The sequence below is a fragment of the Helicobacter cynogastricus genome (assembly GCF_900197855.1).
Classification (GTDB): Bacteria; Campylobacterota; Campylobacteria; order Campylobacterales; family Helicobacteraceae; genus Helicobacter; species Helicobacter cynogastricus.
This window is the reverse complement of sequence record NZ_FZMQ01000017.1, coordinates 38,828-50,862: the sequence shown is the minus strand read 5'-3', so window position 1 is coordinate 50,862 and position 12,035 is coordinate 38,828. Positions and strand designations below refer to the sequence as shown.

Below are 12,035 nucleotides of genomic sequence, written 5' to 3'. Positions count from 1 at the left end.
TCCAAAAAAGGGGGGTTGGGGTTAAAGGTTGTGCTGGTGTAGCCAATCAAGGAGGATTTTAAGGTTTTCCTCTTGTTGGGGTACATCAAAGATTTTATGCCGTTCTTTTTCTAAGAGTCTTAAGCTAACATTTTTAAAGCCCTGCGCGCCTAAAATATGATAGGCTTTGATCACCCCTGCTCCAAAGCCCCCACACACATCTTCTAAACCGCTTAAGAGTAAAATGGGCAGATTTTTATCCCCATAGGCATGCGCGTTAAAGACCAAATGCGCTCCCTCCAACAAAGAGGCAAAACTATTGGTGCTAAAAGCAAAGCGGCTTGCCCTATCGTTGACATAGAGTTTAAGAGACTTAGGGTCTTTGCACAGCCATGCTCCTCTGAACTCAAAACGGCGCACCTTAGGGTGCAGGCTAAAAAACACATTGATATTCCACCTTAAAGGGCAATGCAGAACCGCTAGGAGTTTTAAAATGCGCGCACACAAACCCCACGCCTTAAAGGGGCTGGGCGTGCCCGTGAGCACGAGCGCGTCTAGGGGGGTGTAGTGGTGTTGGATGAGACGGCGCGCTAGCAAAGAACCCATGCTATTGCCTAGTAATACGACTTTATGCCCCTTGCACACTACGCGCGCCACACGCACAAACTTGACTAAGTCTAACACGGCGCGCTCAAAGCCTTCTTCCCCCATCTCCCCCCAAGCGATTTCTGCGCTCCCTTCTAGGACACTCTGTCCATGCCCGCGGTGATCCAGCACAAATGCGTCATAGCCATGCGCGCAGAGACTAGAAGCCAGTTGTACATAGTGTTTGCGGTGTTCGATCATACCCGTAGCAATCAACACCGCCACGCGTTTAGAGTGGGAGGGCACATAGTGATCGTAATGCAAATCTAGGTAGCTAGGGTGATCGGAGCTAAAGCACGCGCTGTACATTAAGAAAATCTAAGGCTCTGGTAGCGCGTGGGGATGAGCTGATGTGATGCGCGCAAGGGAGCGGGGTAAAGCCCATGTTTAAAGCCTAGAGCAAAGAGGGTATTAAGTCCCTCTATTTGCTCAGGACTTAGCGTGCTGGCATTAGCATAGAGTTTTAAATAGGTACTTAGTTTTTGCGCATCTACGCGCACTAAGCCTCGTTCTAAGAGCATGGTAGAGAGTAGGGGGGAGTACTCTAGGGCTAGGTCAATGGCTTGGGTGAGCTTTTTTTCTAGGCTGATGGCTTGGATGAGCGGGATAGAGCGGCGCAATACCATCCCACCTAAGGGCAGAGGCAACTCTGAGCTAGAGAGCTCACACCACACCTCCCAAAGTTCTTTTTCTACTACCAAATCGGGGTGAAAATCTAAAATGCTTTCATGGATGAGCACCCCCGCATCGACCTCTCCACGCAACACCGCCCCCTCGATCTCTAAGAAGTTTTGATACACCACGCGCGCGTGAGGGTAGTAGAGCCTAAAAAGGAGGGCGTTAGTGGTGTAACGACCGCTTAAAGCTACTTTGAAGTTTTTTTTCAGCTTTGTAGAGACTTTACGGATGAGTTTAGGCCCATACCCTTGCCCAAAACTAGCAGCACAGCGTAGGAGGGCATATTGTTCAGCAATGAGCGGATAAAGAGCAAAGGAAATCGCACTAATATCGTGCACGCCTTGCAAGGCTTGGGTGTTGAGGGTTTCAATGTCTAGGGCGTGGTGGCTAAAGGCTTTGGGCAAATCCACCCAACCAAAGGCGATCGCATAGAACATAAAAATATCATCTGCATCCGGACTATGAGCAATACTGAGCATACAACTCCTAGAGTTTTTGAGCATTGTAGCTTTTTTAGATAAAGGTTTAGGTGTTTACGATTTTTTTAAATAATATGCGTAGGTGTGGCTATTTATTTACTTTTTTGTGTTACATTCACCCATTCACCGGGGCGGGAGCGGATAGGGGCGGGGTTTAGGAGTTTGGTTGCCAATGAAACAAAAGCCTGACCTGTTAGCCTTAGTAAAAAACCATGACACGCTTTTGATTGATGAGAGCGCGCTAGTGGAGGGTGTTTTTTGGAAAATTTACAACGACATCCTTAAAGAGGTTTTACAAAAAACCCAAAGGAAAATCGGTGTTCCTGAAGATGTCTTAGAGCGCATCAACGAGCAACGCCAAAGCGATGCACACTATCAAAAAGCGTATAAAAGGTATCTCTCTATTCAAAGGGAGATTGTCAGTGTGCCGGACGCACTCACCAAAATCATCAAATCCAAAAAAAGCTTACTTTTCACTAGAAACAAAGCCTTAGCCCAAATCGCCACCCGTTCTAAAAAAAGCACCATTCTTTTTCTCTCTGTCTCCAAAAAGTGCTTTGAGTTTTTTAATGCCCAAGTTAAAGAGGACATCAGCAAACCCAAGCACCACAAACCTCATATTTCTACGGGCAAGTTGCAATTAAGTTCTGTGCCCCAAGAGGGGGAAGAGGTATTTTTTGATCACAGCGGCAAGCAACACAGCACTAGCTTAGTTCAGATGTTAAGTCAGGGGGGTGAGGGGATTATTTACACCACCAACACGCCCATGCTGGCTAAGATTTATGGGCACAAGCATAAGAGCGTGCAGACTGGGGGCGTGCCCGACTACACCCCCAAAAAGCTCGCTCTGCTGGTTAAAACTAAAGTTAGTAAGCAGGTGTGCATGCCTTCATGCCTGCTTAAAAACCAGCAGGGCGAATGTGTGGGTTATTTAATGTTCTTTATTGATTGTGATAGCTACCAAGTGGATAAATACCCCTGCCCGGTGGCTGATCCTGCCTACCTTGTGCCCGAACACTTAGGCAAACACATGACTGAAGTGATGCGCTCTAAGAGCGATGAATACTTTGCGATCGCCTGCTTGTTATTTGTGATCCTCACTCTAGGCGTGCATCCTTATAACCACAGAGATTTAGGGCGGGATGATGCGATGAAACAGGGCGCATTTGCCTACCCCTTAAGTGGGGGCGACATGTCCTTAGTGCCTCAGGGGAGGGCTAGGGATAGCTGGACGCGCTTAAATCCTCAATTACAAGAATATTTTCATGAGAGTTTTCAAAAAGGGGGCAAGTTTTATAGTGTCAAGAAACGCCTCTCCCCGCCTAAATGGTTAAATGCTCTTAATAAATTCTACCAGCAATTATAAACCCATCACAACAAAGGAGTAGCAATGAGTGATTTAGATACAGAGTATGACAACGAGTTAGCCAAAAGTCTACTGAAAGAATGCCTCTACAATAAATCCGTCCCTAGTTTTTCTCTTTACATGGTCTCCTTAAGTCCATTGAAAAATTCAGGCACATAATAGATGAAACCAACTAAACTAGGGCATGCATATAACTAAAACCAAACCTAACCATCTTTTCACCCCCACAATCCCTAGCATTGCCTCTATTAAAAAACTTGGGGCGCAAAAATCTAATGCCAATTTAAACACCTTGCTAGAGTTGTTTAACCAAGATTTGGCCATTGATCTTAAGCGCGAGATTGTCTCTTCCATTGGACGACAACAAGATAATGATCGCATTTTGGTTTTTTTAAGCCAAGAAGCCTTTAAAGGGCATTTCATGGAGATCATCTACCAAATGTTGCGCACTTGCCTCTACAAAGCTAGGATAGATCGTCGGTTTACAGATTTAGGAGATAAAATATTAAGGCACTATGATAATGAAGTGATGTGGAAAATGCTTGAATACCATCAATACAGACAGAGTCATACAAGCCACCAAAAACCCACTTCCCAAATCACAAGGTCTAGTCTGCTCGTGGGGGATAATCGCCTAACCTTGCAAAAAATCCATGAACGACAAGTCCAACTCATTTTTACTTCACCCCCCTACTATAATGCTAGAGTGTATAGCGACTATGTCAATTACAAAGAATACTTAAGGCATATGCAAGAGACCCTAGAGCAATGCTTCAGAATCTTAGAAGATGGGCGTTTTATCATCATTAATGTTTCTCCCGTAATCATCAAAAGAGCAGGGCGCGAATTTGAGAGCATTCGCTACCCAATCCATTTTGATTTTCACACGATTTTGAGCCAAAGTGGGTTTTATTTCATTGATGAGATTATTTGGATCAAGCCTGAATACTCTGTGCCTAACCGCGTTGCTGGCTATCTGCAAACCAAAAAACCCTTAATCTACAAACCAAATTGCATTACTGAGAGCTTATTGGTCTATCGCAAAAATGCGCCCTTTTTGTTAGACAAGAATCTTCAAAAATACGATAAATCCCTCAAAAACGAGGGGGACATAGATAGCACAAATTGTTGGTATATCGCCCCCAAATCTAGCAAGGATCACCCCGCCGTATTCCCTGAAGAGCTGTGTGCCAGGGTGTTGAAATACTATTCTTTTCAAGGCGATATTGTGTGCGACCCCTTTGCTGGGAGTGGAACTTTTGGCAGAGTGGCGCAAAGAATGGGGCGCATCCCACTTTTATGCGAGCAAAATAAAGAATACGCCACACGCCTACAAAAGGAAGGGTTTTTTGAACTTAAATAAGGTGTTGTTGGATCGGATTTTGGACAAACTTTTAAAAGGGTTAGATTATAGAACAGAAATAATTAACGCTATCAATACAGAGTTTTTAGACTTTGCTTTGAGTTTCTTTAGGCAAATTTTAGAGGCTAAAATACAGGATCAAGAGCTCAATTTAGAGTGGTACAAAAAACATTTTATTGCTAATGCAAGTTTAGATTCCAAAGAAGTGGCGATTTATGCAGGTATTAACCAAAAGACCATCGGCAATATTTATGGAAGCACAACAAGAGAAATTGTTTTAGAAGTAGCACAAGGCAACATTGGTTACCTTGAGGGTTTGCTAGATGCCCTAGGAGAGAGCACGGATATTGGTCTTTGCCTTAAAATCACCTATAAAAATATCAGTGTAGAGCTCAACCTAAACGAGTCTTTATTGATCATCAACGCGCTAGCCACAAAAAAATTGCCCTGCGTGGGAGTGCGTGGAGCAGTGTAGGCAAGAAAATAGAAAAGCCTTTAATGGTGGCCCTGTGTCAAAAATGCAGGGTAAATCAAGAGTTTTACAATGCCCAAACTTTCCATAAGGATAAGAATTTAGTCTACGATCGCGAGGTAGATTTTAAACTCTACAATGCCGATAAAAGCAAGGAATACAGGGTAGAGGTTAAACTTATGGGTAAGGGCAACCCGGAATCTGCGGACGCTGCGATGGCTAGGGAGTCGCATATTTTCATTGCCGATACTTTGAGCGATCAAAATAAAAACCAGCTAAGAGCTTGGGGGGTTGAGTTTTTAGAACTTAAAGGTAATGAAGATTGTATTGGAGACTTTAAGAAAATTCTAAAAAAATTGTCGATTCCATATAAGAGTTAAGGATTTGTACCAATAAATGCGTTGTAGCGAGTGTGCCCAAAAAATCAAGAACTCAAGAGCTTAGAAGTCCCTACACTCTCGCTACCCTAGCCCACCCCGTAGTGCTTGCTTGTGCCTAAAATATGATGGATTTTTAGATCACATCAAAACCTTAGAAACACAGGCGCACGATTTTCAGAGTATGCAGGAACGCCAAAAACGGCTAGAAGCTTTTCAAAGTGAAGTTGCAACCCTAGAGAAAACGCTAAAACAACGCTTAGATTCTTTGGGGGGTTGCTGTGCTGATTTGCAAGCGTGTGTCCAACAGCTCCAAGAGCAAACTTCTTGGCGCATCCAAGATTTACGCGCCCTCAATGCCCTCCCCCTTGATTCTTGTATTAATGACCTAGAAAAGGGCTTTGAGGCGGAAAAAGTGCTCGTAGAACGCTTCAAAAAAGAGTTTCAAGAATCTAGCCCCTCTGTTCCGCGCTTTAAATTTACACTGCAGAATAACTGCCAAAGACTCCAACAGGCGATCCAAAATAAAGTCTGCGATTTGCACGATCTTGCCTCTACTTTGCTTGTCGTGGCCATCAAGGGCGATGCATTTTTATTATTGCACTTGGGCGATGGAATATGTGGGATGCTAAAGGATCGCACTTTGGTTGTGGCAAGCCACCCGGACAATGGCGAATTTGGGAATGAAACCACTTTCACCACTTCTAAGGATGCCCCCCTAAGTGCGAGAGTGTTTAAGGGCAAATTGAGCGATAAGAATTTTACGGGCTTTGTGCTGATGTCTGATGGGGCGGGCGAATCCTTTTTATCGCAATAAAGAACGCACTTTAGTAACTACATTGCAAGATTACATGAATGTCGCGCGTGCATCGGGCATGCGCGATAAAGTGCAAGCTTCCTTAGAAACTCTGTTAGAAAAAAAGGTTAAGGAAAAGACCTTTGATGATTGCAGTGTCGTGGCTTTAGTAAGAGAAAGCACAGAATCTTTAAATGAATCTGAGCAGAAGTTGCAAGATAAATTAGGGGAGTAAGTTTCTACTGCTCAACTCGATATAGTAGCGAGTTTTTGCATTTTTATTAACATGTTTAACAATACACTAAAGCACAGGTGCTAGAAAATTGCCACAACATCGCTAAGGTGATCCATGGGGTCAAACAAGGCTTGCCCGGGCTAGACCTGATTATTTTCCCCGAATACAGCACACATGGAATTATGTACGACAAACAAGAGATGTTTGATACGGCATCCAGTGTTCCGGGTAAAGAGAGCGCTATTTTTTCTGAGGCCTGTAAGAAAAATAAAGTTTGGGGCGTGTTTTCTTTAACGGGAGAAAAGCATGAAGATCCTAAGAAAAACCCTTATAACACTTTGATTCTCATCAATGACAAGGGCGAGATCGTGCAAAAATACCGCAAGATTTTGCCTTGGTGTCCCATTGAATGTTGGTATCCGGGGGATAAAACCTATGTGGTGGAAGGGCCTAAGGGTTTGAAAGTTTCTTTGATTATCTGTGATGATGGGAATTACCCTGAGATTTGGCGCGATTGTGCGATGAGAGGAGCCGAGCTCATCGTGCGCTGTCAAGGTTATATGTATCCTGCCAAAGAACAGCAGATCACAATGGTAAAAGCGATGGCGTGGGCTAATCAGTGTTATGTGGCTGTGGCGAATGCAACCGGCTTTGATGGGGTGTATTCCTATTTTGGACACTCTAGTATCATCGGTTTTGATGGGCGCACTTTGGGCGAATGCGGAGAAGAGGAAAATGGACTCCAATACGCCCAGCTCTCCGTGCACCAAATCCGCGATGCTAGAAAATACGATCAAAGTCAAAACCAGCTTTTTAAACTCTTGCACCGCGGTTATAGCGGAGTTTTTGCTAGTGGCGATGGGGATAAGGGCGTGGTAGAATGCCCCTTTGAGTTTTATAAAACTTGGGTCAATGATCCCAAAAAGGCTCAAGAAAATGTAGAGAAGTTCACCCGTTCAAGTGTAGGCGTGGCCACTTGTCCGGTCTATGACCTCCCCCATAAAGACTAGCTCTAAAGGTCTAGGGATTATCAGAAAGCGCGCCGAAGTGTCCGTTTTGATAATCCCGTAGAGCCTGAGCGATCTCCTCTTGGGTGTTCATCACAAAGGGGCCATAACCCGCAACTGGCTCTGCAAGCGGCTCACCTGAGAGTAAGAGAAATTTTGCGGGTTTTAGGGCTTGGATGTGCAGATTTTGCCCTTCTTTTTGGAAGCTCGCCAATTCCCCTTCTTGTATGATCTCTTGATCATTAAGGTGTAATTGCCCTTCTAAAACAAGTAGCAAGCAATGATGATTTTTTGGGAGGTTAACATGAAAGATAGCTTCAGAAGATAGGGTGGTGTCCCAAAGATTGATTGGGCTAAAGGTGTGCGCAGGGCCTTTAGTCCCTTGAAAATTCCCAGCAATCACTCTTAAATGACCACATTTTTCTGCAATGGGCATACTAGGGATGTCTTTTGCACTGATCGCTTGGTAATTTGGTGGGGTTTTTTTATGAGCCTTAGGAAGGTTTACCCAAAGTTGTACAACCTGAAAAACTCCTCCAGTTTGACTAAATTCTTTAGAATGGAACTCTTCATGTAAAATCCCCGCTCCAGCACTCATCCATTGCACATCGCCCGCTTTAATCACCCCCCCACCTCCATGCGAATCGCGATGCGCCACTTCTCCTTGATAAACGATAGTAACGGTTTCAAAACCTCGATGAGGGTGTGCGCCCACGCCTCTGGGTTGCCCTGATCGGGGTTCGAAGTAATGAGGGGGGTTATAATCTAGTAAGAGAAATGGATCTATCAGTCTATGTGTGTCCCTATAACTAAACATGGAGCTGACATAAAAACCATCTCCAACCCAGTGTTTAGCTGGGGCTTTAGAAATTTGTTCTATTTGCTTCATCAAAAACTCCTTGTAAAATTTTTTCAATAGTTTTCCATAAAAACATTAAAGTTTAGATGGTTAGGCAATCAATAAAAATCCCATTCCAATCACAAATCCTGTAAAAATTAGCGTGATCACACAATAGCCCATGATGTCCTTAGCCCCCAATCCGGCGATAGCCAAAGCTGGCAATGCCCAAAAGGGTTGGATCATATTTGTCCAAGCGTCTCCCCAAGCGATAGCCATAGCCGTAATAGCTGGTTTAACCCCCAGTTCTAAACCTGCAGGAATCATGATAGGGGCTTGTACCGCCCATTGCCCACCCCCCGAAGGCACAAAAATATTCACCAGTCCCGCGCTCCAAAAAGTAAAGAGTGCGAAAGTATGGGGCGTAGCGATATTAATGAAAAACTTAGAAAGCAAGCCAGCTAAACTCACTCCACCTTCAGCACTCCCTACCATCATTCCCATAATTCCCGCATAAAAGGGAAATTGGATCAAAATTCCTGCAGTATTTTTGGCGGCCTCATTAGTGGCGCGGATGTAGGCGATGGGGGTTTTGTGTAGCAAAATCCCAGCAAAAAGAAAAATCATATTGAGAATATTTAAACTCAAACCCCCACTCCGCACAAAATGCGCCACAATGTAGACAAAACCTAATAGAGCAAGCAAAATGCTCAAGAGTTTGCTTTGTTCTAAATGGCTAGCTAGAGTGGAGGGGGTTGTGGGAGCAGTGCGCGCGTGCTCTAAAAGTTTGGGGTCAACCTCTATAACATCTTGAGCTTTGGGGTGGATAGAAGCCAGCAAAAAAGGCAAGCTACAGAAAATGACCCCTACAATGATCAAATTAAAGGGGGCAAAAATGGTAGAAGTGGTGGGGATACTTGTTTGTAAAATACCCGCCGTACTCTTGCTTAAGGCTTCTCCACCACTAGCCAAAGTTAGAGGGATTGATCCAGAAAGGCCACCATGCCACACCACAAAGCCTGAATAAGCAGTCGCAATCAAGAGGCGATAATCCACACCCCGCACCTTTTTGGCGATCTCTTTGGCAAAAATGGCTGAAACCACCAATCCAAAACCCCAATTGATCAAGCTTGCCAACATTCCTAATACGCTTACCAAAATAATGGCACAAAAAGGGTTTTTAGGGATTTGCGCCAATTTTTGTAGACCCCAAGAGATCACTTTTGCCTGCGCTAGTACCTGCCCTAAAACAAGCACTAAGGCCATTTGCATAGAAAAGGCAAGCAATTTCCACGCCCCATTACCCCAATTTTGTATAATTTGAAGTGTGGATTGATCTGTAAAAATCCACACGGCAACAAACACCATAAAAGTTAAAATAGCCACTAAAACAAAGGAATCGGGCAACCAGCGCGAGGCTAAAGATACACAAAGACGCGTAAAAGCCCGTAACATATTCTCACTCCCTGACATTTTCTCTATTCTATTCTAACCCATAAGTCGGATTTATAACCCTATGCTTTGGATTTAAAACTTGCACTCTTTGTTGGTTGGGTAAAATCGTGTAGTATGCACATCACGCTATTACCTTTTTTTGACAATCCAACCATGCTATACTCACACATTCATATAAGGACCGACATGGAAATTTTCAATATACATATCATTTCTCTAAAAAATAGCCCACGCCGTGTCTCATGTCAGGCGATGGTGGATAATCCACCCCCCCCCCCCCTCATAAAAAAAAAGATTCAATTCCGCAGTTTAGATTCCATCTTTTTGATGCAATAGACAAGCACAGCCACTATTTCAGCAAGGAGTTAGGTTATAGCTCACTGATGGAGCACTCCTATACTCGTGAGCATTTGAAAAGGAGTGATTGGTTTCAAGGTTTTGATGGACGCGAGATGTTTGCTGAGGAGTTGGGTTGCTATGCCAGTCATTATATGTTATGGCTTGAATGTATTAAATCCAACCAACCTATTGTGATCCTAGAAGACGATTTTGAATTACAACCTCACTTTTATCAAAGTATTTTAGATTGTTTGCATAGTCCCTTTGAGATTGTACGGCTTTGGGTGGGTTTTGAGATCACCTTTCCTTCCCATTCTGTAGTGGGGGCTAATCATGGCTTAATGGTGTTACCCACAAATGTCAACCGCGAAGTCATTTTTAAAGAACATTTTTATATGACCCTGCGCGATGTTTACGGGGCTTCAGCTTATTACATCACTCCTAAAGCAGCTAAGATTTTGGTCAGTCACAGTCTACATTTTAGCGAGCCTGCCGATCAGTTTTTAAATATCGTGCGTATTCACAAGCTTCCTAGTATTGTCTATATTCCCTTGAGTGTGCGTTTTAATACGCATAATACCAAGTCTACCATTTTTACGGAAGAAAATGCCCGTCTGAGTACCATAGACCCCCTCTACAAGAAGCGAAACAAGCAGCAGCCCCTCAAACGCTGGATTTCAGAAATGCGTAGGCACTATTACTACCACTATTTTTTAAGAAAATACGCCTCTTTAATTAGCTGATAAGCTTTTGGGCAATCTTAGTGTGGGTGCATTGTGTAGCTATACTAAGTAACTCTTGAGACATCGTGTTGTAGTAGCTAGGAATCCCTAAAAGGCTATCGATGGCTAAGCTCATCTCTTCATTGCTGGTAACTACAAGGCTTGGAGGGCAATTAAGCGCATAAGAGTCCCTGTTATTCACTACAAAAGGCACACCATATGATCCGCTTTCTAAAAGCAATGCAGGACAGATTTTATATGAGTTAGAGGAACTCATGCACAAAAATAGAGTTGCCCCTTCAAGCAGACTAGAAGCTTCGCTTGCTTGCACGCCACAGAGAAAATACACTTCTCTAAAACCATACAAAACATCAAATTTATGCATCTTTGTGCTCCACAATAACTGCAAGACATAGCCTGAATTGTATTGACCTGCAAAGACAAGAGGGATGCGTGTTTGACTGGTGTAGTAGGCCTCTAAAATCATTTTTTGTTCGTTGTCTGAATAGTAATTGGCGAGGTTTAAAAGATAAGGGCGACCCTCCAGGAGAGAGCTAGCATCTTTAAAAGTGTGTGCCGTGTGTGCTTGTTTCTGTAGAGGAAATTCTGCATCAAGCAAAGATTTTTCCAAGCATTTGGGACTCTTAATCTTAGAAACACTATAGGGGAGATAATCTATATTTTGCGAATGTGGTGCAAACACTTCATCCCAATGGTAGCGTTTTTGCAAAGGAAAGAAGACCTTATCGTACTGTTTGATTTGGTCGATATAACGGGCTTCTAGATTTTGTGTTTGGTTGATCTTGTTCTTAAGTGCAGTACCATAAAAGAGAGATTTGAAGCACTCATAAAGGTAAGTTTTCCACTTTCTATCAAAAATGGGTAGCCAAACATGCTCTTCTGAAACTTTCAAGATTTTTCTTTGTGCCTTGAGAGTGGGCAGAAACTCTAAGAGGAGACTGGCACTCCAATTCAGCATTGAGGACACAATGAGTGCGTCGCATTCAAAAGCTTGGACAAATTCTTGATATTCTTTGACTTCACCAGCGTAGTCTTGGTAGGAATTTTTGAGCGTAATAGCAAACTCTATGGCAAATAAATTAGGCTCTAACTCTATGGCTTCTTTGGTGATAGTGCCACTTGTAATAGTCTGCGCAAAAACTTGAGTTTGCAGATGTGCATCTGTGAGTACAAAAACAGTATGCCCTTCAGAGGCGAGAGCTTCAGCTAGATTATAATCATTAGGTGAAAGCTTATCGATGCAAAATAGGATACGCACAAAAC

The 12,035-nt window shown here is 43.4% G+C and carries 13 protein-coding genes and 1 pseudogene; 9 read left to right on the top strand and 5 right to left on the bottom strand.

Annotated elements, in window-relative coordinates; genetic code table 11:
- Positions 1-21: 21 nt before the first annotated feature.
- On the bottom strand, positions 22-933 hold the full coding sequence (locus tag C6H00_RS08045) for an alpha/beta fold hydrolase (protein ID WP_104750469.1): 912 nt from the start codon (positions 931-933) through the stop codon (positions 22-24).
- Positions 933-1,781 (bottom strand): menaquinone biosynthesis family protein, encoded by an 849-nt coding sequence (locus C6H00_RS08040; RefSeq protein WP_104750468.1) that lies wholly within the window; start codon positions 1,779-1,781, stop codon positions 933-935. Before C6H00_RS08040 ends, C6H00_RS08045 begins: the two co-directional genes overlap by 1 nt.
- 172 nt (positions 1,782-1,953) lie before the next feature.
- Here C6H00_RS08040 and C6H00_RS08035 point away from each other — a divergent pair, with 172 nt between their 5' ends.
- From C6H00_RS08035 to C6H00_RS08015, 7 genes and pseudogenes are all read left to right on the top strand, one after another.
- Positions 1,954-3,147: a protein kinase gene (locus C6H00_RS08035; RefSeq protein WP_104750467.1), complete on the top strand. Its 1,194-nt coding sequence runs from the start codon at positions 1,954-1,956 to the stop codon at positions 3,145-3,147.
- Positions 3,148-3,171: 24 nt separating this feature from the next.
- Entirely contained in the window at positions 3,172-3,306 is a 135-nt protein-coding gene (locus C6H00_RS09025) for a hypothetical protein (protein ID WP_267892014.1), read from the top strand.
- A gap of 25 nt (positions 3,307-3,331) precedes the next feature.
- Positions 3,332-4,510 (top strand): DNA-methyltransferase, encoded by a 1,179-nt coding sequence (locus tag C6H00_RS08030; protein ID WP_104750466.1) that lies wholly within the window; start codon positions 3,332-3,334, stop codon positions 4,508-4,510.
- Positions 4,497-5,362 (top strand): annotated as a pseudogene (locus tag C6H00_RS08025) (CfrBI family restriction endonuclease). Before C6H00_RS08030 ends, C6H00_RS08025 begins: the two are co-directional and overlap by 14 nt.
- Positions 5,363-5,471: 109 nt before the next feature.
- Positions 5,472-6,176, top strand: a complete 705-nt coding sequence (locus C6H00_RS08020) for a protein phosphatase 2C domain-containing protein (RefSeq protein WP_233704498.1) — start codon at positions 5,472-5,474, stop codon at positions 6,174-6,176.
- Complete coding sequence (locus C6H00_RS08905; RefSeq protein ID WP_233704497.1) at positions 6,145-6,390, top strand: hypothetical protein; 246 nt, start codon at positions 6,145-6,147, stop codon at positions 6,388-6,390. Before C6H00_RS08020 ends, C6H00_RS08905 begins: the two co-directional genes overlap by 32 nt.
- Before the next feature lie 77 nt (positions 6,391-6,467).
- Entirely contained in the window at positions 6,468-7,400 is a 933-nt protein-coding gene (locus C6H00_RS08015) for an aliphatic amidase (RefSeq protein WP_104750465.1), read from the top strand.
- A 10-nt stretch (positions 7,401-7,410) separates the two neighbouring features.
- Here the strand turns inward: C6H00_RS08015 and C6H00_RS08010 are convergent, their stop codons facing one another.
- Positions 7,411-8,286, bottom strand: a complete 876-nt coding sequence (locus C6H00_RS08010) for a pirin family protein (protein WP_104750464.1) — start codon at positions 8,284-8,286, stop codon at positions 7,411-7,413.
- Between the two features lie 60 nt (positions 8,287-8,346).
- Complete coding sequence (locus C6H00_RS08005; protein ID WP_104750544.1) at positions 8,347-9,690, bottom strand: short-chain fatty acid transporter; 1,344 nt, start codon at positions 9,688-9,690, stop codon at positions 8,347-8,349.
- 186 nt (positions 9,691-9,876) lie between these two features.
- On the opposite strand from C6H00_RS08005, the gene C6H00_RS08900 reads away from it, so the two are divergent.
- Complete coding sequence (locus tag C6H00_RS08900; protein ID WP_233704496.1) at positions 9,877-10,026, top strand: hypothetical protein; 150 nt, start codon at positions 9,877-9,879, stop codon at positions 10,024-10,026.
- Positions 9,990-10,772: a glycosyltransferase family 25 protein gene (locus tag C6H00_RS08000; protein WP_324728795.1), complete on the top strand. Its 783-nt coding sequence runs from the start codon at positions 9,990-9,992 to the stop codon at positions 10,770-10,772. Before C6H00_RS08900 ends, C6H00_RS08000 begins: the two co-directional genes overlap by 37 nt.
- On the opposite strand, the gene C6H00_RS07995 is transcribed toward C6H00_RS08000, so the two are convergent.
- A complete protein-coding gene (locus C6H00_RS07995) occupies positions 10,765-12,030 on the bottom strand; it encodes a glycosyltransferase family protein (RefSeq protein WP_104750463.1) in 1,266 nt (421 codons plus the stop codon). The genes C6H00_RS08000 and C6H00_RS07995 overlap by 8 nt on opposite strands.
- Positions 12,031-12,035 lie beyond the last annotated feature (5 nt).